This is a genomic window from Microbacterium sp. EST19A (genome assembly GCF_019969685.1).
Classification (GTDB): Bacteria; Actinomycetota; Actinomycetes; order Actinomycetales; family Microbacteriaceae; genus Microbacterium.
Map to the genome: position 1 here is coordinate 997,067 of NZ_JAHXYZ010000002.1, position 20,240 is coordinate 1,017,306.

Annotated in this window: 18 protein-coding genes; 3 read left to right on the forward strand and 15 right to left on the reverse strand. The window is 67.6% G+C overall.

All coding sequences use genetic code 11. The annotated features are described in order from the left end of the window. Positions 1–55: 55 nt before the first annotated feature. Both LC452_RS14730 and LC452_RS14735 read left to right on the forward strand, forming a co-directional pair. Positions 56–559 (forward strand): hypothetical protein, encoded by a 504-nt coding sequence (locus tag LC452_RS14730; protein ID WP_223626583.1) that lies wholly within the window; start codon positions 56–58, stop codon positions 557–559. Between the two features lie 93 nt (positions 560–652). Then, positions 653–1,642 (forward strand): MauE/DoxX family redox-associated membrane protein, encoded by a 990-nt coding sequence (locus tag LC452_RS14735; protein ID WP_223626585.1) that lies wholly within the window; start codon positions 653–655, stop codon positions 1,640–1,642. A 9-nt stretch (positions 1,643–1,651) separates the two neighbouring features. Here LC452_RS14735 and LC452_RS14740 read toward each other — a convergent pair whose 3' ends face one another. Then, the gene (locus LC452_RS14740) at positions 1,652–2,725 is read right to left on the reverse strand and encodes an acyltransferase family protein (protein WP_223626587.1); all 1,074 of its coding nucleotides are present in this window, start codon (positions 2,723–2,725) and stop codon (positions 1,652–1,654) included. Between the two features lie 48 nt (positions 2,726–2,773). Between LC452_RS14740 and lepB the strand changes: the two genes are divergently transcribed. Then, positions 2,774–3,454, forward strand: a complete 681-nt coding sequence (gene lepB, locus LC452_RS14745; protein ID WP_223626589.1) for a signal peptidase I — start codon at positions 2,774–2,776, stop codon at positions 3,452–3,454. 10 nt (positions 3,455–3,464) lie between these two features. Here the strand turns inward: lepB and LC452_RS14750 are convergent, their stop codons facing one another. The 14 genes from LC452_RS14750 to LC452_RS14815 all read right to left on the reverse strand — a co-directional run bounded on the left by LC452_RS14750 (position 3,465) and on the right by LC452_RS14815 (position 20,178). After that, positions 3,465–5,240, reverse strand: a complete 1,776-nt coding sequence (locus tag LC452_RS14750; protein ID WP_223626591.1) for a DUF4012 domain-containing protein — start codon at positions 5,238–5,240, stop codon at positions 3,465–3,467. A 151-nt stretch (positions 5,241–5,391) separates the two neighbouring features. Next, entirely contained in the window at positions 5,392–6,534 is a 1,143-nt protein-coding gene (locus LC452_RS14755) for a hypothetical protein (RefSeq protein ID WP_223626593.1), read from the reverse strand. A gap of 69 nt (positions 6,535–6,603) precedes the next feature. After that, a complete protein-coding gene (locus tag LC452_RS14760; RefSeq protein ID WP_223626594.1) occupies positions 6,604–7,860 on the reverse strand; it encodes a glycosyltransferase in 1,257 nt (418 codons plus the stop codon). 2 nt (positions 7,861–7,862) lie between these two features. Further along, on the reverse strand, positions 7,863–9,167 hold the full coding sequence (locus LC452_RS14765; RefSeq protein WP_223626596.1) for a lipopolysaccharide biosynthesis protein: 1,305 nt from the start codon (positions 9,165–9,167) through the stop codon (positions 7,863–7,865). After that, positions 9,160–10,524, reverse strand: coding sequence for an O-antigen ligase (locus tag LC452_RS14770; protein WP_223626598.1), 1,365 nt, complete (start codon positions 10,522–10,524; stop codon positions 9,160–9,162). The genes LC452_RS14765 and LC452_RS14770 overlap by 8 nt, the downstream gene beginning before the upstream one ends. Before the next feature lie 47 nt (positions 10,525–10,571). Next, a complete protein-coding gene (locus tag LC452_RS14775) occupies positions 10,572–11,483 on the reverse strand; it encodes a glycosyltransferase family 2 protein (protein ID WP_223626600.1) in 912 nt (303 codons plus the stop codon). After that, positions 11,476–12,603 (reverse strand): non-hydrolyzing UDP-N-acetylglucosamine 2-epimerase, encoded by a 1,128-nt coding sequence (wecB, locus tag LC452_RS14780; protein ID WP_223626602.1) that lies wholly within the window; start codon positions 12,601–12,603, stop codon positions 11,476–11,478. Before wecB ends, LC452_RS14775 begins: the two co-directional genes overlap by 8 nt. A gap of 1 nt (position 12,604) precedes the next feature. After that, a complete protein-coding gene (locus LC452_RS14785) occupies positions 12,605–13,699 on the reverse strand; it encodes an NAD-dependent epimerase/dehydratase family protein (RefSeq protein WP_223626604.1) in 1,095 nt (364 codons plus the stop codon). Beyond that, on the reverse strand, positions 13,696–14,745 hold the full coding sequence (locus LC452_RS14790) for a polysaccharide biosynthesis protein (RefSeq protein WP_223626606.1): 1,050 nt from the start codon (positions 14,743–14,745) through the stop codon (positions 13,696–13,698). Before LC452_RS14790 ends, LC452_RS14785 begins: the two co-directional genes overlap by 4 nt. Beyond that, positions 14,742–15,965: a glycosyltransferase family 4 protein gene (locus LC452_RS14795; protein WP_223626607.1), complete on the reverse strand. Its 1,224-nt coding sequence runs from the start codon at positions 15,963–15,965 to the stop codon at positions 14,742–14,744. The genes LC452_RS14790 and LC452_RS14795 overlap by 4 nt, the downstream gene beginning before the upstream one ends. Further along, positions 15,962–16,627 (reverse strand): NeuD/PglB/VioB family sugar acetyltransferase, encoded by a 666-nt coding sequence (locus LC452_RS14800; RefSeq protein ID WP_223626609.1) that lies wholly within the window; start codon positions 16,625–16,627, stop codon positions 15,962–15,964. The genes LC452_RS14795 and LC452_RS14800 overlap by 4 nt, the downstream gene beginning before the upstream one ends. Next, complete coding sequence (locus LC452_RS14805) at positions 16,620–17,240, reverse strand: sugar transferase (RefSeq protein ID WP_223626611.1); 621 nt, start codon at positions 17,238–17,240, stop codon at positions 16,620–16,622. Before LC452_RS14805 ends, LC452_RS14800 begins: the two co-directional genes overlap by 8 nt. Beyond that, complete coding sequence (locus tag LC452_RS14810; RefSeq protein WP_223626613.1) at positions 17,237–18,367, reverse strand: DegT/DnrJ/EryC1/StrS aminotransferase family protein; 1,131 nt, start codon at positions 18,365–18,367, stop codon at positions 17,237–17,239. The genes LC452_RS14805 and LC452_RS14810 overlap by 4 nt, the downstream gene beginning before the upstream one ends. After that, entirely contained in the window at positions 18,364–20,178 is a 1,815-nt protein-coding gene (locus tag LC452_RS14815) for a nucleoside-diphosphate sugar epimerase/dehydratase (RefSeq protein ID WP_223626615.1), read from the reverse strand. Before LC452_RS14815 ends, LC452_RS14810 begins: the two co-directional genes overlap by 4 nt. Positions 20,179–20,240 lie beyond the last annotated feature (62 nt).

Below are 20,240 nucleotides of genomic sequence, written 5' to 3' on the forward strand. Positions count from 1 at the left end.
CCTCTTTGCGACACAACGGGGAACCGTATCTGCATCTATGAGGGAGGGCACTCACGTGACCGAAGAAATCCAGAAGAACAAGGGCGTCTCGCGCCGCACCGTCGTCAAGGGCGCGGCATGGTCCGTTCCGGTCATCGCGGCCGCCGTGGCCACGCCGCTCGCGGCAGCATCGACCGTCGACGTGGGCGCGTTCTCGCTCGACGGCACCTGTGGTGTGCTCGGCGTCCTCGGCCCCGGATTCACGATCCAGGCCGGCCCGACGACACCGCTGCCCGCCGGCACCACCATCACGATCACCGGCGGCGGCGTCGCGAACATCGGTGTCTTCAGCATCACCGGCGGAACCGCGAACGTGAACGTGCTCTCCCCCACCTCACGCTCGATCGTCCTGACCGCGCCGCTGGCTGCGGGCGCGACGCTCGCCGCGCGCACGACGCTGTCGATCTCGGTCGCGTTCACGCTGAACGGCGCCGCGACCCTTCCGGCCGGATACACCGGTACCGGTGGCAAGTCGGCCGGCTCGGTGAGCTCGACGCTCATCCTCTGCTCGGCCACCTGATCGGGTCGCAGCAGATCTGAGCAGTCAGAACATCGGAGCGGCCGGATCCTTCGGGGTCCGGCCGCTCCGCCGATCCAGGAGGAGGATGGGCTCATGACCGCGTTCGTCATCCCGCTGGCCGTGTTCCTCGCCGTCGTCTTCGCGGCGAGCGCGATCGGCAAGCTCCGGTCCCCCGATCGCGGACGCGCCGCGTTCTCGGCCCTGCAGATCCCGGTCCGGCGTCCGGATGCCGCAGCGATCGCCCTGATCGTCGCCGAGGCGCTCGTCGCGCTGGGGCTCGTCGCGACCTGGGGATGGGTCTTCGTGGTCTTCGCCGCCGCAGCCGTCGTCCTGACCGCCGGTCTGCTCGTGGTGGTCGTGCGGGCGCACCGACGGGGCGCGACCGATGACTGCGGATGCTTCGGGGACTGGCTCCCTGCCGCGATCGGTCCGCGGTTGATCACGCGCAACGTGATGCTCGCCCTCGCGGCCGTCGGGGTGCTGGTCACCTCAGTGCTCATCGTGACGCTCACGGATGAGCCCCTCGGTGTGCCGCTCGTCCTGTCCTCCCCTGTTCACGCAGGAGACGCCCTCGGAGCGCTGGCGGCGTCTGCGCTCATCTCCGCCGCCGCCTGGTCGACAGCCCGCGCCACCACGTCCGTCGCAGCGGCGCAGTCCGCTGCGCGGGGTGCCGGCGCCGTGCTCCTCCCCGAGACGTCGGAGATCGCCGACCTCCTCGCTCCCGGCACACGCGCCCGTCTTCTGCTGTTCGTGTCTGCGGGATGCCATGCCTGCGAGACGGCCCTGGCACCCCTCAGGAACCCCGAGGACGACATCAGCACCCTCGTGGACGTCTTCGTCGTGCAGAGGGCCGCCTCGGGCTCCTCAGCGACCCGCTCCGCGCACGAGCTCCCGCGGGACGCCCGTTTCGCGCTCGACATCGGCGGATCGCTCGGTGCGAGCCTCGGCACCGGCCCCGCGACCCCGGTGGCCGCGCTCATCGGCACCGACGGCATCCAGGCGGGTCCGCTCGCGATCGGCAGCGACGAGACGACGCAGCTCGTGGAGAGCCTCCGCTCCCTCGCCGCGGCCCCGCCGGCCTGAGCTGCTCCGTTACTGCGCCGAGCGGCGCAACGGCTTGGGGCGGGCGGTGAGCCAGCCCATGACCCACTCCACGGGACCGGTGCCGACGAAGCGCCACCACAGCCAGCCGACGAGGATCATTCCGGGCACGATGACCAGCCAGCCGGGATAGAAGTTCTCTGCCGGGCGGCCGTAGGCGTTGTTCCAGAGCCCGATGAGCCCGACGTGCAGCAGGTACAGCGACAGCGCGACCTGGCCGCACGCGCGCAGAGGGACGAAGATCGCACCCCAGACGCGCTCGGCGCGTTCTCGCCGGACGGTCGCCGCGAGCACCACGCAGACGTAGACGGCGAACACGAGTCCGAGATCCTTGAGGGTGTCGAGGTAGTCACCGGAGACCACCGTGCCGAGCCTCTGGCCGAGACCCCACGCCAGGTACGCCAGCGGAGCCGCCACGGCGAGCACCCAGAGCAGCCGGTCGCGCGTGAGGCCGTGGCGGATCAGGAGCGCTCCGATGAGGAACATCGGCAGCAGGTTCACGATGCGGTACTGCGGACCGAGGAACATCCACGTCATGAGCTCCCGCACCGGCAGCGGAGACGAGTACACCCAGATCCAGGTGCGGGCGAGCGCGAGGAGGGGCTGGCTCACGACGAGGATCAGCACGGTCACGGCGATGAGGACAGGGGTGCGCGCGAGCAGGATCGGCGCCCCGACGATGATGAGCAGACCGAGGTAGGCGAGGATCACGGCCACCCACGATCCCCAGGTGGCCATCCAGACTCCCAGGAAGATGAGGAACAGCCCCCGCAGCGTCTGCTGCAGCAGGGTGGTCCCCACTCGTCCGCCGCGCCGCCGGACGAGTTCCGCCGACATTCCCATCACGAGGGCGAAGAGCGGTGAGGCGACGTCGCTGAAGTTCGCCGTGAGGAAGTGGACGGCCCAGGGCGCGTTCGGAACGAACGATGCCGCATGCGCGATCAGCATCGCGATGATCGCGAATCCGCGCAGGACGTCCGGAACGACAAGGCGGCCGGACGCGGGCTTCTGCCGCTGTCCAATCTCCGGCGCACGCGTCGCCGTGCTCGCAGAATATTGGTCCATTCCCTGACAGTATTGGGTGGACCCCCGCGCGCGCGACCTGGAGACGACATGACGACTTCCGACGCTCCCGCTCCGCGGCGTCGCCGGTTCGGCAGTGTGTGGATCAACGTCGCACTCGCTCTCGCACTCACCGCGATCGTCGTCGCCTTCCTCGGTCAGCCATCGTCGGGCTCGATGTCTCCGACGCTGGAACCCGGCGACAGGATCGTCGTGAACCGCCTCGCGTTCATCGGCGCCGATCCCGCTCCCGGTGACATCGTCGTCTTCCGGCCTGACGAGACCTGGGGCGAGAAGCCCGTGGCGGAGAACTGGTTCACGGGTGGGCTGCAGTGGGTGGGCGAGACCACCGGCATCCGCCCCTACGTGCTCGTGAAGCGGGTCATCGCCGGCGAAGGCCAGACCGTGGAGTGCTGCTCCGCCGACGGGCAGGTGCTCGTCGACGGCGAACCCCTCGACGAGCCGTACGTCGTGCACGACCTCCCCTTCGTCCGCGGAGAGCTCGACTGCGACTCCACGCCGATGTCGACACGGTGCTTCCCGGAGGTCACCGTGCCCGAGGACTCCTACCTCCTGCTCGGGGACAACAGGGCGAACTCCGCGGACTCCGTCTTCCTGTGCCGGGGCACCGCCGAGCCGGACGACGGATGCTGGCGCTGGATGCAGCGCGATGCCGTGTTCGGCAAGGCCGGACCGATCCTCTGGCCGATCTCGCGCTGGGGCGGGCCGTAGGCGCGAGGGATCAGCCGCAGCCGGGCGTCTCCAGCGTCACCGGCGTCTCGCGGACCATCGGGGTGGTCCAGACGTCGTAGGGGCCGTAGTCCGCGCCCGTCGTGCCGTCGGCACCCGTCATGTCGACCGTGATGGTCGCCGCCGTCTGCGGAGGCGTCACGACGCTGATACGAACGACCGAGCGCCCGAGGTGGGTGCCCTCCGACATGAGTGTGAAGCTCTCCGCACCCTCGACGTTCCACGACGTGATCGCCGCGCCGACGGGGGCGTAGACCACGACGTCCGTCGCGATCCAGCCCGGTTCGAAGTATGGGCCCGTGATGAAGTACGGAAGGCCGTCGGCCTGCTCGGGCGTGATGTTGTTCGCGAAGGTGATCGTCTGGTGGAACGTCGGCGGCCCGGATGCCGTGCACTGATCGGTGCTCGCCACGACATTGGCGTCGGCGTAGTAGTCCGTCTTCGCGCCGGTGGTGTCGTTGAAATAGACGCCGGCGATCGTCCGGTCGTCGTTGGTGGCCGGGAGGGTCCCCGCCAGGCGGGTGCCCGACACCATCGCCTCGATATCGGGATTCGACGACCAGATCTTCATCCGGCTCTCATCGCTCGCCTGAGCGAGCGCGTCGAACAGCGCGAGAGGGTTCTCCACGCCCGACGTGAGAGTGGAGAAGATCTGCGCCGCGGCGGAGGCGAAGAAGAGATCCTGGGCGGTGCCGTCGGCACCCTGACCGGGCACCATCTCTCCATAGTTGAAGTAGACCTCGTTCAGAAGCAAGGAGACGGCGTTCTCGCTCGTGAGCGTCTCGCCCGTGGCGAGCGGGATCGGTCCTGTCGCTCGCAGGATGTAGCTGAGGGCGACGGGGTCTGTCGCGATCACATCGTCGAACGGCGGAAGCCCTTCGTCGGCCCACCATGCCCGCATGATGTCCACGGTCGTCGGAAAGTCCGGGGTGATGGTCATGTTCGGAATCCAGCGGCCGATGATGTCCGAGTAGAGGCTCTCCGTCTCGGCGTCGAGGGGCGCGATGCTCTCCGCACGGGCGTTGGCGAATTGCGTGCTCGTCGCCTGGGTCGTGAGTTCGATACGACCCTCGGTCGCCGTGACGAGGGCGATTGCGGCAGGGTTTCCGCCCGACGCGCGCAGCTCCGAGTTGCCCTGGAAGACGAGCAGGTACGTGCGCGGTGTCCCCTCGCCGAGGGCGGACGGAAGCACCTTGAGTATCGGCGACAGGGTTCCGAGCGTCTCGTCGACGCCGGAGACGGCGTCGTCCAGCGTGGTCAGCGCGTCCGCGACCTGCGGGAGGAGGAACGTGCGGTCCGCCGAGTCGATACGAGCGGTGATCCCGGCGAAGGTCTCCGCACCTCCCGAGACGACGCCCTCGAGGCCTCGGATGGCCTGAAGATCGATGGCCCCGTTCACCGGACGGAATGCCGACAGGTCGAGGTTCGGCAGCGAGTCCACAGAGAAGTCGGCGACTTCATCGACGCTCTCGGCCGCTGTACGTACGGCAGCGAGGTTCTGGCCGACGACCGGGATCCATTCCGCGATCCGCCAGTCCCATCCTTCCGTCTGCGACACCGCTCGCGCCGCCAGCTCTTTGAGCGCAGCAGCATCCGCCGCTGCACCCTCCGCGTCGCCTGCCGCGACCTTGGCGGGTATCCCGCTCGCGATCGGGACCGCCGGTGTCAGAGAGTCACGGACGCTGAGTGCCTTCGACGCGGCGACGGCGGCCAGACCGATGACTGCCGCCAGCAGGAGAACGACCAGGCCGACGATGATCCACACCACCCGACGTCGATGAGATCTCTTCGACTCGCGTCGGCCTGCATCTGCGCGCAAGCTGGCGCGGGATCGGTGCGAAGTGGACATCGCTTCTATTCAATCGCAGTTCTCTGAGCGGATGTTGACGACTCCCCACGTGACCTGCCGTCTGATCGATTCAGCGACGCCGCCGCCGCAGCACCGTCATCATCTCCCGAAACCCCCTGGTCGCGCGCCGCACGCGCAGCTCTCGCACGCTCGTCGCCCCGGACTCCTGCGCGGTCGGCCCGGCCAGGAGGCTCTCGGGGGTCGGCCAGAGGATGCGGAAGAGGGCTCGACCGCGCTCGCGGAAGGGAAGACTGCGCAACGCCGCCAGGTACGTTCTCGGCATCGTCGACTGCATCCGCCACGACCAGTCCGGAGGCACTCGTGCGCGGTTGTAGTCGATCGGATGATCCGGGAACGCGTGAGAGAGCGCACCGCGAAGAGCGAACTCAGCGCCCGTCTGCACGGCGATGTCGGTCACCGATTCCCCTGCCATCGAAAGAGTCTCGGCTGCCCGGTCGATGTGGTGTTCAGAGGGCCCGTGCCCGCCGCTGGGCCTCACGTCGTGCAAAGCGCTGATCACCGCGTGCATGGCCCGGTCGGGTGTCTTGCCGAGGTAGCCCGCGAACATTCGAGATTCGGACGACCGCTGAACCTGCTCGAACGCATCCTGATGAGACATCGTCATCCCGGGGAACCAGCCGTGCACATCGACCGCGCACCCCCACTCGGGTGCGCGCAACGTGAGCGAGTGCAGCACACCCGTTCCCGTGAAGGCGGAGAAGGCCGGCCGCCATCCCCAGGATTGCATCGCACGCGCGAACCGCACGTCACTCCCCGGCGCCACCCAGCAATCCACGTCGCCGGAGTGCTCACGCGTACGCAGACCCTGCGCGTGGAGGGTGGGGCCCTTGATGAAGACGAGCTCCACCCCGGACTGATCGGCGACTCGTCCGAGAATGGCGTAGACGAGTTCGTGGATGGGTGAGGACAACCACGGCGCGTTCACCTCGCGAACGCGTGCCTCGTCATCGAAATCGCGAGAGGCGATGCCCATTGCCTCCATCTCCTCGACGACCACGAGCTCCTCGGCGTCGAGGTCTTCCGCACGCAGCGGTCCCCGGACCAGTCGCTCCCAGATCGCAGCACCGTCTCCCGAGAGCATCACAGGGACGCCCGGACGGACAGGAGCGACGAGGTAGCGGTACTCTCCGGCTCCGAGCACGTGGTCATGAACATCGAGGGCCCCGAAACTTACTGCTACCCACGAGGCCATCTGCTCATCCTTCCACTGTCGGGGCCACACGCATCGGTGACAGGCTCGATCAACACATTCATCGGCCGATCACGGCTTCCGCAGCCAATGGCGATCGAGAGCTGCCGCGCTCATGCGGCCGTCGTGCACGTGACGGGCGAACACCTGACCGGCAGCACCGATCTCCGCGAGACGCCCGGCATCGCTCACGAGGCCGGTCAATACCACCTCGATGGTCGCCGGAGTGGCTTCGACGATGGGCAGGTCGAGTCCCGTCTCGTTCAACACGAACGACCTCACCCGTTCGGAGACATGCCCCACCACGACCTTCCCGGCTGCCATTGCTTCGCAGGCTGCGACGCCGTAGGAGCCGAGGCGGAACTGGTCGAGCACGATGTCCGATCGGAGCACCTCGGCCTGGATCTGAGAGGACGGCACGCCGGAGATCTCCGAGTAAGCGATGATTCGCTGTTCGGACAGTCCCGTCACCGTCTCACGAATCAGGTGAGTGCCTTTGACCGCGAGCCTGCTGGGCGTGTGCAGGACGCGAGGAACCCCGGAGGAAGCACCCTGTCCGCCGGGAGGCTCGGACCCCGATGCCCACCGCTCGACGTCGACGACGACGGGTACCCAGGTTCCGTCCGGGTAGTCCTCGATCAGATCCGGCGTCGAGAGGAAGACCTGCCTACCCGAGTTCCTGAGGAAGCGGATGTTGCGATCGACCCGACGCTGCACGCGATCGAAGTAGCTGCCGTCGTCGAGAAACGGCGAGAACGCCTCGGCCTCCCTGTGTCTGCGTGGCGAGCGGATGTCCGAGCCGTGGGCGATGTACGCCGGCGAGAGACCGTGACGTTCGAAGAAGTCGCGCTCCTTCTCGGGGCTCTTCCGGAATCGGGCACCGAAGATCGCCGCCTCCGCCTCGACGAGCACATGAGTGAAGCTGTCGACGACATGCTCGCTCTCCTGGACCTGCCATTCGCGACTGTACCGATTCACGCGGTGCGGCACCGCGCGGTCCGTCGGGAAACCGAGATCGCCCGGATACTCGATCGTCAGGTTGACGGCACCGGCACCCGGCACGTGCGAGCTGATCGCGCGGGCCCACGCATTTCCTTGTCCGGCGAAGTTCAACGGGGCCACGAGTACGCGCTGGCGTTCTGCCGGAACGGGGACGGGAGGAGGCACCGCGGCGTGTGCCGACGTGGCGTTGAATCGCCGGTAGCGGACTGCCTCCGCAGCCCGCAGCACCACGGTGTCGACGACGAAGTCGACGGTACCGTTCACCCATCGCGGCGCACGCTGCAATCCGCGCAGCATCCGCGCCTCGACACTCTGCAGTCGCCCCATGATCACCCCTTCGTCCCGCTGATGCCGGCGAGGTGTCGCCGGTCGTCCGCTCGCGCGGCGAACAGCGCGAGGACGAGCAGCCCGATCAGCAGCAGCGCCATCAGGATGCTGGTGCACCACACGGCCAAGAGCAGATCGCCGCGAAGTGCGAGAAGGACGACGATCGGAGTCACGGTGTAGACGACTCCGAAGACGGCCTGACGTCCCTGCGTTCCGGTGACGACGAAGACCGAGGCGATCGGCGATGTGACGAGATTGAGGTAGAGCCAGGGAACGAGAGCCTGCGCGTATCGCCCGGCTTCGTCCCAGTCGGGTCCGAGCAGCACGGGAAGAAGCCATGGGCACAGGAAGTACAGGACGACGAAGACAGGAAGAGTCAGCAGCGACACGCGCGCCGTCGTGGAGAGGACGACCGAGAACAGCCGACCGCGGTCCTGATGGGACATGCGCTGGAAATACACCTGATTCAGCGCCGAGCCCAGCAGGCCGATCGGAGCCTGCACACTCCGCCACGCCATGGAGTACTGTCCCAGCGCCTGCTGAGACTGCCCCCCGATCACAAGGTTGATCCCGGCGACGCGCAGCCCGTCCAGCAACGCCGTCGGGGCATTCAGCAACGGCATCTTCTTGTAGCGCTTCATCGACACCCACACGCGGCTCCGCGTTACTCCCCTGCGCTCTGGGGCGCTGATGCCTTCACGGACGATCAGGAACACGAGCGCGACCACCTGCGAGAGCAGCAGTCCGATGATCAGCCCGCGTACGTCGCGGAACAACAGCCACCCTGCCAACGCCTGCAAGCCGACTGTCCCGATGCTGAGGACGATCCGGTACGTCCCCAGGGTGGAGAACCCATTGTGACGCGTGTGCCACACGCTGAGGATCGAGATCTCTCCGAGGAGGATCACGTGGAGGGGCAGCGTCAACAGCCAGTACTGGTAGTCCGTCGCGTCGAGGAATCGGGCGAACGGTTCCAGGAAGACGAGCAGGAAGACCTCGAACAGGGCCGCGACGGACCAGAGGAGTGATCTCGCCAGACGCTTGAGTGCCAAAGCGTTGCCTCGGGAGCGTGGCAGGACGATCGCGAACTCGTAGCGGCCCGTCGCGACGAGCGAGACCAACGTCGCCACAGAGACATAGATCGCGAGGAATCCAAAGGCGGTCGGCCCGTAGATGCGACTGAGCACGGGTATGCCGAGGATCGTGATCGCCTGGGCGACAAGATTGCTCGAGCTCAGCGTCAGGATGTGCTTGAGAGATTGACTCCTGAGCGATCCGCGCAGAGCCCGGCCGAGACGCTCACGCATGACGCCGTTGCGTTCCTGCGCTGAGCGGGATCGCATGAGGGCGCACGTCGGGCCGCGTCCGCTGCTCGGCATCGTCGACGGTCGCCATGCGTCCGAGGGCGACGAGAGCGCAGAGATAGAGCCAAGCGGCCGGCGCCCCGAGGAACGTGCTGTGCATGGTGGCGGCGAAGGGAAGCAGCACGAGCAGCAGCAGCTGCCCCAGACCCAGCACGTAGTTCCGGTCCCTGTTCGAAGAGGCGGATCTCATGAGCTTCCAGCCGGAGACGCCGATGCGAATCAGCAGGAAGATGAACAGCGCGAAGACGACCACGCCGTACTGACTCAGGATCTCGACGAATCCGTTGTGCGGATTGATGATGAAGCTGGTGGGGTAGATGTTCGGACGCGTCACCATGTGCGATTCGTACATGTCCGGTCCGATCCCGATGAGCGGGCTCTCGGACAGGAAGACCAGGCCGTTCCGCACCAGGTTGAAGCGCAGCAGGAAGGAGCCGTCGTCGGTGTCGGTGAAGAGGCTGCTCTCACGCAGTTCGTTGATGAACACCGTTCCGCCCGGCGAGAGCAGCTGAGCGATCACGAGGGCGATGACGCCGAGTATGAGAAGCATGCGTGCCACATCGCGCTTGTGGAGCAGTTTCCAGAGGGTGACGACCAAGACGACGGCGAGACATGTCAGGCCTGTCCGACTGCCGCTCTCGATCATGAAGTACAGCGTCGAGAGCTGGAGGACGCAGTACACGAAACGCACGGACAGTCTCTTCGCGGACAGCGCGAACGGCATGAAGACGATGCTGGTCGCGATCAGGAAGAGACCGAACCCGTTCGGGTTGCCGAACAGGCTCGACAATCCGACGGTCTCGAGGGCGTACCCCCGCAGCACCAGGTAACTGTTCTGCGGCACGAATCCGAGGAACTTCTCCATCAGGGCCACCGCCGCCGCGAGGAAGTACGCGAACGTCCATCCGACGACGATCGCATCGAACGTGCGGCTGCTCACGCGGACCGTCACCACGCCGAGCAGAATCGCGAGCCCCGACAGGGAGATGGTCACCTCATTGGTGATCGGGACGTTCAGCAGCCCGATGTGGAGCAGTGTCACCACGAACCACGCGATGACGAAGAGCAGCAGAGTCTGCGCGAGCCGGGTGATCTTGTAGCGCGGGCGGAGGACAGAGGCCACCCCGACCAGGGCGAAGAGCGCACTGGTGAAGACGTGCGGCGTCACACCGTTGATCGAGACGACCCCGGCGATCACGGCGGTGATCGGCATCAGGAAGAAGAGGACCGCGAAACCCCGGTGCACCTTGGGCTCAGCGACGTGTGACGCCGTCTCGGCACTGAGGTTGTCGGTCTTCATACGCCCACTCGCGTTGGATCTCCCCAATAGTACAGATGGCACCGACGTCACCACCCCGAGAACAACTTGAACAGCCGCGTGCGCACGGCGAAGAGCCACGGCGAGGTCATGGAGGCGGCGCGCAGGCGGGTGCCCCACGAGGCGCCGCGATGGGTGAGCACGCCGAGAAGGGAGCCGGCGTAGCGCTTGTCCTCGACGTCCGCGAGCGTCGCGAACCGCTGCCGGTCGGCGTCGGAGAGCTCGGCCTGCTGCGTCTCGGACAGCAGGCGGTACGCGTTCATGCGCGCGTGCATCGACTCCGTCATCCGCGGGAAGCTCTGTCCGCGGGGGTTCGAATTCCCCCCGTGGATGCGGTAGTGCAGCACGATGTCGGAGATGTCACGGTGCGCGTCGGCGACGGCATCCGCGATTCCACCGACCCAGAGATCCTCGGCGACCAGCGTCGTCGGGATCGGAAACGCGACCTCCGCGAGCTCACGTGACATGGCGATCGTTCCGCCGGACCGCGCACCGCGCTCGGGGTTGCGCGGAATGATCTGACCGTCGAACTTCGGATCCTCGGAGAACGTCACGAGGCGCGCGAAGCCGGCCACCCGGGGGGCTTGCGCTGTTCGTGCCGCGATCACCGCTGCAGCGCGCGTGGCGACCGAGTCGACCGGAAGGACGTCGTCTCCGCCCAGGAGCAGGATCACCTCACCGCGTGACGCCGCGAAGGCGCGGTTGAAGGCGCCGACCTTGCCGTGCTTGCCCTCATCGATGACGCGTACCCGGGGATCACGGGCACTCGCCGCCTGGGCCTTCGCCACGGTGTCGTCCGTGGATCCGTCGTCGACGAGGATCAGTTCGAGCGCCGTGTGCGACTGTGCGAGGACGCTCTCGATCATCTCCTCCAGGTGCGCGGACTCGTTGAAGACCGGGGACAGGATCGAGACGAGCGGAGCGGAGGTCCGCTCAGTCATGCAGACCGAGCCGGGCGCGGTGCGAATGAGCGGTCGACAGGATGAAGGCGGTCGCGCGCCACGCGGTGTTGTCGATCTCGTAGCCTGCGGGCAGCGATGCGAGATCGGCGGGGATGCTGAGGCGAGCCTTGACCGCTCGCAGCACGCTCTCGGGCGTCAGGCCGGTCGTGATGATCGCCCCGGCATCCAGCGCCTCAGGACGCTCGATGAAGTCGCGCACCGTCACCGCCGGGAAGCCGAGCACGCTCGACTCCTCGCTGATCGTGCCGCTGTCGGAGAGCACGAGCTTCGCGTCCTGCTGCAGCTTGATGTAGTCGTGGAATCCGAAAGGCGGGTGGAACGTGATGCCGTCGATCGCCTCGGCGTCATCCAGGGCCTCGATGCGCTTGCGCGTGCGCGGGTGCGTCGACACCAGGATCGGGATGCCGTACTCCGATCGCAGCGCCTGCAGCGCGGCGATCGCGGACCGCAGTCGCTTCGGGTTGTCGACGTTCTCCTCGCGGTGCAGGCTCACGAGGAAGTACTCCCCCGCGGTGAGGCCGGCACGCTCGACGGCGTCGCTCGCCTCGATCTGCTCGCGGTTCTGCTCGAGCACCTCGCGCATGGGCGAGCCGGTGAGCAGGATCTTCGACGGGTGCAACCCCTCGGCCAGCAGGTTGCGCCGGGCGTGCTCGGTGTAGACGAGGTTGTAGTCCGCGACGTGGTCGACGAGGCGACGGTTCGTCTCCTCCGGCACGTTCTCGTCGAACGACCGGTTGCCGGCCTCCATGTGGAACACGGGGATCTTCATGCGCTTCGCGATGACCGCGGAGATGCAGCTGTTCGTGTCGCCGAGCACGAGGAACGCATCCGGCTTCTCGGCGCGGATCACCTCTTCGGTCTTCGTGAGGATCGACCCGAGCGCCGCGCCGAGCGACGACGTGTCGGCGTTCATGAAATGGTCGGGACGGCGCAGCCCGAGGTCCTCGAAGAACACCTCGTTGAGTTCGTAGTCGTAGTTCTGCCCCGTGTGGACGAGAACCTGATCCGTGTGCTCGTCGAGAAGCTTGATCGTCGCGGAGAGGCGGATGATCTCCGGCCTGGTTCCGACGACGGTCATCACCTTGAGTTTGTCGGCCATGTCACACTGCCTCGGCAATCGTGTCGGGGTTCGCGGGATCGAAGATGTCGTTCGTCCAGAAGGACGTGTAGAGCAGGTCTTCGCCGATGTTCGTGATGTTGTGCGCCCACATCGTCGGCATGTCGACGGCACCGGGCGCATCGCCCGATACCTCGAACGACACGACCTCATCAGAGTACAGGCGGCGCAGCGAGATCCGAGCGCGCCCCTGGAGCACCGTGAAGCGCTCGATCTTGCGCCGGTGGAAGTGGTCGCCGCGGGTCACGCCGGGCACCGTCGTCGAGAACGACGACTGGCCGGGTCCGCCGTGGGAGCGGATGATCTCGAAGAACGATCCGCGGGCATCGGCGTGACGGGTCAGATCGATCGGCGACTGCGCCGGGAACGTGTACGAGCGGTACGTGTTGAAGAGGTCGCGGTCGAAGCTGTCGGCGACGCTGGGGATCTCCCCGCGGCTGTAGAGCTCGGCGTATCCCTGCAGTCGGTCGAGCAGCCCCGACACCGTCTCCGCCTGCTGCAGATCCTCGAGAGCCGAGACGGGCACGGCGCCGCTGAGGATGTCGGCCGCGTTCTGGGCGTGCAGCAGCGTGAGCTCCTTGTCGTTCTCCACGACCGGGCTCTCGCCGGCAGCGACGAGGTGGCTGAAGGTCGCCGTGACCGCGTTGTAGAAGGGACGCCCGTGCTCGCCGAAGAGGTTCGGCAGACGCACATCGACGAACTCCGCTCCGATTTCGGATGCCGCCTCGGCGAGGATCTCCGCGGCGCGCGCCTTGGCGTCGCCGTAGACGGAGCCGTTGGAGGCCTGGGTGGAGTTCGCGTAGACCACCACCGGAGGCGGCGTCTCCGCGGCGAGCAGTGCCGAGGCGAGCTGCTCGGCGAAGGCGATGTTGCCCCCGCTCACCTCTTCGTCCGAGGCGCGGTTGACACCGGCGATGTGGATGACCCGATCGCTGCCGTCGACCGCTGCGGTCGCCGTCGACGCCAGAAACTCCGTGCCCACGGCGATCGGCTCGACCGGCGTGCCCGCCTCCGTCATGGCGGCACGAAGGTGCCAGCCGAGGAATCCGCCGGCTCCCGTGACGGCGACCTTGCTCACGAGCCGGCTCCGTTCTCGGGTATCCCCGCCTGGCGGAGCTCTTCCCGGACCTCGGGTAGGGTCAGCAGCAGCTGCTCGACCTCGTCGACGGACATCTGCTGCACCGTGTGCGAGTCGTAGTCCTCGAAGCGGTTCTGGGTGACGTCGCCCTCTTCGAAGTAGACGCTGTAGTTGAGGTCGCGGTTGTCGGCGACGACGCGGAAATACTCCCCCATGTCGCGGGCGCGGGACAGTTCCTCCCGCGTGGCGAGCGCCTCGGACAGCTTCTCGGCGTGCCGGGTGCCGATGACCTCGAGCTTCGCGTCGGAGCGGAACAGGTTCAGCACGGCCTGGGCGAGCGTGCCGATCGAGGTCGCCTTCGCCTTGCGCACGAACAGGTCGCCCTGCTTCGCGTTCTGGAACGCGAACTCGACGAGATCGACCGAGTGCGCGAGCGACATCATGAAGCGCGTCATGTCGGGGTTGGTGACGGTGATGTTCTTCCCGGCCTTGATCTGGCGGATGAACAGCGGGATCACCGATCCCCGCGAGTACATGACGTTGCCGTAGCGGACGCACGACACGGTGGTGGCGGTGTTCGGGTTGTTGAGGCCGTGCGACTGCGCGACCTTCTCCATCAGCGCCTTCGACATTCCCATCGCGTTGACCGGGTACACGGCTTTGTCGGTGCTGAGCGCGACGACCGACGAGACCCCGTTGCGGTCGGCCGCACGCACGACGTTCTCACTGCCGTTCACGTTCGTGCGCACGGCCTCCATCGGGAAGAACTCGCACGACGGCACCTGCTTGAGCGCCGCCGCGTGGAAGACGAAGTCCACGTCGCGCGTCGCCCGGTCGACGCTGTCGTAGTCGCGCACATCGCCGACATAGAACCGCAGGCGCGAATCGGGGATCTCGTGCCGCATCAGGTCCTGCTTCGCCTCATCGCGACTGAAGATCCGGATCTCGGACACATCACGGTCGAGCAGCTTCTTCGCGACCGTGTGGCCGAACGACCCGGTTCCGCCGGTCACCAGCACCCGCGCTCCGCCGTATGACTCGCTCATCGTCCTCTACTCGTTCCCTTCGCGGCCGCAGCAAGCAGCCGTTCGATGCTGGAGATTCCCGACTCGCGGGAGAACTGGGTGTCGTACATCGTGCGTCCGCGCTCTGCCATGGCGGCGCGTTCCTCCGCGGTGCGCTCGGCGGCGGACCGGAAGGCCGCCTCCAGCGACCCGACACTCTCGGCATCCGCCGTCAGGCCGACGTCGCCGTCCTCGACGAGGCGGCGCACGTCGCCCTGGACCGTGGTCACCACGGGGACGCCGGCGGACAGCACGGCCTGGAACTTGGACGGGATCGTGCCGCGGAAGACGGGCATGTCCTTCAGCGAGACGAGGGCGTAGTCGGCGCGCGCGTAGATCTCCGGCATCCGCTCGCGCGGGACCGGATCCTGGAAACGAACGTTGTCTGCGCCGAGCTCTTCGACGAGAGTCTGCAGGTCGGACTTCACCACACCGTCGCCGACGAGGGTGAGCGAGACACCGGCATCCGCCGCGGCGTGAGCGGCGCGAACGGCCGTGCCGAGGTCCTGCATGTCGCCGACGTTGCCGGCGTAGACGATCTCCGCGCGCGGCGCCTCCGCCGCAGGAAGAACGGATGCCACGGGCTCGCCGGCATCCGCCCAGTTGTAGATGAGATGGGCACGATCGGCGGGAACCCCGCGGGTGACCAGAGTGGACACCATCGTCGGCGCGATCCCGATGACACCGCCCGCTCGACGGTAGGCGCTGCGCAACCAGGGGCCGAGGGCAGCGGAGACGACCCGCTCCTTCGTGCCACCCGCCATCATCGACGAGCCGATGATCGAATCCGGCCACAGGTCCTGCACGTGCAGCACGTAGGGCCGCCCACCGGTGACGCGCCACAGCCACGGCCCGAAGCCGGCGGTCATCTGGGTCGCGTACACATAGACGACATCGGCCCCCCGCGAGAGGCGCCGAGCGGTCGCCGCACTGAACGCGAAGGAGAAGTAGTTCAGCATGCGCTTGACCGCGCTCTGCGAATGGTCGGCGAACAACGGCACGCGACGGATCTCGACCGCGCCGTCCTGCTCCGTCGAGCGCCAGCGCTGACGGTAGCCGGGGAACACCCTCCCGGTCGGGTAGTTGGGGAATCCCGTGAGCACCTTCACCTGGTGCCCGCGCGCCGCGAGTCCCTGGGCGAGGTCGGCCGGAAGCGGCACGGCCTCCGGCGGGTAGTACTGCGACACGATGAGCACTCTCACGACGACGCCCGGTCCTCGAGGATGCGCGCCGGAACGCCCGCCACGGTCGTCGCCGCTGCGACGTCCTTCGTGACGCACGCCGCGGCTCCGACGGTCGCACCCGCACCGACCGTGAGCCCCTGGAGCACGACCGAGCCGGCACCGAGAAGCGTTCCGCTCTCGACGACGACGTTCCCCGAGACGATCGCCCCGGGGTTCACCGAGACGAAGTCGGCGAGGATCGCGTCGTGTCCGAGGATGCTCCCGGGGTTGAGGTGCACGTGGTCGCCGATCGCGACATTGGTGGATACCTGCACGCCCGAGGTGATCACGACGCCGTCGCCGATCTGCGCCCGAGACCCGATGACCGCACGCGGGTGGATGAGGGTCGTGGCGCGCAGTCCCGCGTTCGACAGCCGCTGCGCGACGGCCTCGCGGGCCGCCGGCGAGCCGATCGCCACGATGAACCGCTCATCGCCGGCGGCGGTCGGCAGCCAGTCCTCTTCGGTGCCGAGGTAGACGATGCCGCGCTCCGCCAGCCGGCCGAGGTCGACCTGACGCGGACCGGAGTCGACGACACCGAGGAGCTGCAGCGGCTCCCCCGCGGCGATCAGCGCTTCCACGACGTCGAGGGTCTCGCGGCCGAAGCCGCCGGCCCCCACGATCACGATCCGCTCAGCCATGCGTCTCACCGAACTTCGTCATGGTCACGTGTCCCTCCGCCGAGATCCCCTCGCGCTTCACGACCGAGCCGACGGTCCGGGCCACGATCCGCAGATCGAGTCCGACGCTGCGCCGATCGACGTAGCGCACGTCCTGGGCGAACCTGTTCTCCCACGAGATCGCGTTCCGCCCGGTCACCTGCGCGAGGCCCGTGATCCCGGGTCGCACCTCGTGCCGACGTGCCTGCTCCGGTGTGTAGCGATCAAGATATTCGACGAGCAGCGGGCGGGGGCCGACGATGCTCATGTCGCCTCGCAGCACGTTCCACAGGCTCGGCAGCTCGTCGAGGCTGGTCGACCGCAGTCGCCTTCCGAACGGGGTGAGGCGATCGGCATCCGTCACCCACCCGCGCGACTCGTCGATCGAGCGCATGGAGCGGAACTTGTACAGCGTGAAGATCCGGCCATCCCGGCCCGGACGCTCCTGTGCGAACACCACGGGCCGTCCGAGCTTGATCGCGACGAGCACGGCGGTCGCGACGATCACGGGCGACAGCAGCACGAGGGCGACGGCCGACGCGACCACGTCGAGCGCACGCTTGACGAGATCGTAGGGGCGGGTCCGCGCACTCATGGCATCAGGAAGCCGCGGATCGCCGCGATCACGCGCTCGCGCTGAGAGGGAGTCAGGGCAGAGCCGCTCGGCAGTGTCAGACCACGCGCGAACAGCGACTCCGAGGCACCGCTGATCTTGCTGCGCGCACCGGCGAAGACGGGTTGCGCGTGCATCGGCTTCCACAGCGGACGGCTCTCGATGCTGTCCTCCGCGAGGGCCGCGGCGAGCGCCGACGGCTCCCAGCCGGTCTTCTCCGCATCCACCAGGATCGACGTCAACCAGACGTTGTCGGCCTCATCGCCCTCAGCGCCGAAGACCTCGACGCCGTCGACATCCGCGAACAGCTCTTTGTAGAGCTCCCGCATCTCGCGGCGACGCGCGATCATCTCGTCGAGGCGGGTGAGCTGCGCACGCCCGAGAGCCGCGAGCAGGTTGCTCATCCGGTAGTTGTAGCCGATGTCGGTGTGCTCGTAATGCACCACGGGCTGCCGTGCCTGCGTGGCCAGGTATCGCACGTGCTGCGCGAATTCGGCGTCGTCGGTGAGCAGCATCCCGCCGCCCGACGTCGTCATGATCTTGTTGCCGTTGAAGGAGACGACGGATGCGCGGCCGAAGCTCCCGGCGGCGCGTCCTGCGTGCGTGGCGCCGAGCGACTCCGCGGCATCCGACAGCACGGGCACGCCGAACTCGTCGGCGAGCGCGAGGATAGCGGTGTAGTCGACGGCCTTGCCGAGCAGGTCCACCGGCACGATCGCCGACACCTGTTCCCCCGCGTCGCGGAGCTCGGTGAGCGCCTCACGGAGCAGCGCGACATCCATGTTCCCCGTCGCCGGATCGGCATCGATGAAGTACGGCTCGGCGCCGGTGTACACGATCGCGTTCGCGGTCGCCGCGAAGGTCATCGACGACGTCAGCACGACGTCGCCGGGCTTCACGCCGAGGGTGAGGAGCCCGAGGTGCAGCGCCGCCGTCCCCGAGCTCAGTGCGACCGCATGGGCGACCCCGAGGCGATCGGCGAGCTCCTTCTCGAAGGCGTCGACGTCGGGCCCCAGCGGGGCGATCCAGCCGGAGCGCATCGCGGCGACGACAGCCTGCTCCTCCGCCTCTCCCACGTCGGGCGAGGACATGTAGATCCGTTCGCTCACGCGTCGGCCGCCTTCGCGAGACGGATCGGCTCGATGACGACCGTGTCGTTGTCCCGCGGGCTCGCGAACATCCGTGCCAGCCAGCCCGTCTTGTCGAGTCGCTCCGGCGTGATCACGTCGGCGCGGGTGTGCGAGACCTTCGGGTGGAAGGGACGCTCCAGGTTCTCGCGCGAACCCACCAGCTCCTCGTGCAGCTTCTCTCCGGGGCGGAGGCCCGTGAACACGATCTCGATGCTCTTGCCCGACATCGCGACCATGCGCTTGGCGACTTCGAGGATCGACACCGGCTCGCCCATGTCGAGGATGAGCACCTCGCCGGTACGACCGATGGCCCCTGCCTGCACGACCAGCTGGCACGCCTCGGGGATCGTCATGAAGTACCGGGTGGCGTCGGGGTGCGTGACCGTGATCGGCCGACCGTCGGCGATGAGCCGCTGGAACGTGGGCAGCATCGACCCTCGGCTGCCGATCACGTTGCCGAAGCGCACCGAGAGGTAGCGCATCCCCGTCTCCTGGCCGGCCCACGCCGTCAGCTTCTCGGCCACGCGCTTGGAATGCCCGAGCACGCTCGTCGGGTTGGCCGCCTTGTCGGTCGAGATGTTGACGAAGGTCGACACCCCCACGCGCCGGGCCGCGTTGAGCACGTTCAGCGAGCCGATCACGTTCGTCTTCCACGCCTCGTCCGGATACTGCTCGAGCATCGGGAGGTGCTTCAACGCCGCCGCATGGAACACGACCTCGGGCTGCCTCTCGTCGAAGATGCGGTCGAGGAGCTCGACGTCGCGGATGTCGGCGAGGACGACGTCGTTCGTGTCGAGCAGACCGTGCCCCGCCGTGCCGAGCTGGGCGTCCTGGAGTCCGGTCTCGTCGCGGTCCAGCATGATCAGCTCGCGGGGACCGTACTTGGCGAGCTGCCGGCAGAGCTCGGCGCCGATCGATCCGCCGGCACCCGTCACCAGCACGCGCCGGCCGGTGACGAATCCGGCGATCAGTTCGACGTTGGTGTCGACGGGGTGGCGGCCGATGAGGTCTTCGATGCTGATGTCGCGGACATCGCTGATCGAGCTCTCCCCCGATTTCAGCGTGTTCAGAGTGGGCGTGATCGCCACACGGAGGCCCGCGATCTCGGCACGATCGCTGAGCTTGCGCAGGAGCGTGCTGTCCGCACTGCCGATCGCGATGATGGCGAGCTCGGCGCCCGTCCGCTGGGCGGCCTCGGCGAAGTCGTGCGTGGAGCCGAGGACGGAGATGCCACGGAGCCGTAGATTGCGCTTGTCCGGGTCGTCGTCGAGGAGACCGACGGCGCGGATGGGCGATGCCGGATCGGTGGTCACGTTGGCGAGCAGCTTGTCGGCCATGAAGCCGGCCCCGACGATGAGCGCGGGGGTGGCGTCCTCACCGGGTTTGCGCGCGCGCTCGATGAGCAGACGGGCGAGGTAGCGCACACCGAACATCAGCAGCAGGACGAACGGGAACGCGAGCAGCAGCGTGCCGCGCGGAACCCCGATGAACGGACCGATCGGGATGACCACGAGCGACAGGGCGACGGCTTCGAGGACGACGATGATGCCGACGGCCCGCACCTCGTCGAACGAGCCGTAGGAGAAGCGGCCGCGGTACAGGGCGGTGGCATAGCCGACGACGATCTGGATCGCACCGGCGATCAGGGCGAGCAGGGTGGTCGAGATCCAGCCGCGGGCATCCATCATGAACTCGAACCGCAGGGCGATCGCGAGCACGACACCGAAACTCCAGCACAATCCGTCGACGATCGCGGCGAACATCCGGCGTCGCTTCTGGGTGACGGACACCTTCGAGAATACCGGAATATCGCCCGTCGACGTATCGACGAACTCCTTTTTGCCGCTCAAGA

What these genes read in the sequence shown, in the direction of transcription:
- LC452_RS14735 (WP_223626585.1), top strand. Translation starts at nt 653, where the DNA reads ATGACCGCGTTCGTCATCCCGCTGGCCGTGTTCCTCGCCGTCGTCTTC.
- LC452_RS14740 (WP_223626587.1), bottom strand. Translation starts at nt 2,725, where the DNA reads ATGGACCAATATTCTGCGAGCACGGCGACGCGTGCGCCGGAGATTGGA.
- lepB (WP_223626589.1), top strand. Translation starts at nt 2,774, where the DNA reads ATGACGACTTCCGACGCTCCCGCTCCGCGGCGTCGCCGGTTCGGCAGT.
- LC452_RS14755 (WP_223626593.1), bottom strand. Translation starts at nt 6,534, where the DNA reads ATGGCCTCGTGGGTAGCAGTAAGTTTCGGGGCCCTCGATGTTCATGAC.
- LC452_RS14760 (WP_223626594.1), bottom strand. Translation starts at nt 7,860, where the DNA reads ATGGGGCGACTGCAGAGTGTCGAGGCGCGGATGCTGCGCGGATTGCAG.
- LC452_RS14765 (WP_223626596.1), bottom strand. Translation starts at nt 9,167, where the DNA reads ATGCGTGAGCGTCTCGGCCGGGCTCTGCGCGGATCGCTCAGGAGTCAA.
- LC452_RS14770 (WP_223626598.1), bottom strand. Translation starts at nt 10,524, where the DNA reads ATGAAGACCGACAACCTCAGTGCCGAGACGGCGTCACACGTCGCTGAG.
- LC452_RS14775 (WP_223626600.1), bottom strand. Translation starts at nt 11,483, where the DNA reads ATGACTGAGCGGACCTCCGCTCCGCTCGTCTCGATCCTGTCCCCGGTC.
- wecB (WP_223626602.1), bottom strand. Translation starts at nt 12,603, where the DNA reads ATGGCCGACAAACTCAAGGTGATGACCGTCGTCGGAACCAGGCCGGAG.
- LC452_RS14790 (WP_223626606.1), bottom strand. Translation starts at nt 14,745, where the DNA reads ATGAGCGAGTCATACGGCGGAGCGCGGGTGCTGGTGACCGGCGGAACC.
- LC452_RS14800 (WP_223626609.1), bottom strand. Translation starts at nt 16,627, where the DNA reads ATGGCTGAGCGGATCGTGATCGTGGGGGCCGGCGGCTTCGGCCGCGAG.
- LC452_RS14805 (WP_223626611.1), bottom strand. Translation starts at nt 17,240, where the DNA reads ATGAGTGCGCGGACCCGCCCCTACGATCTCGTCAAGCGTGCGCTCGAC.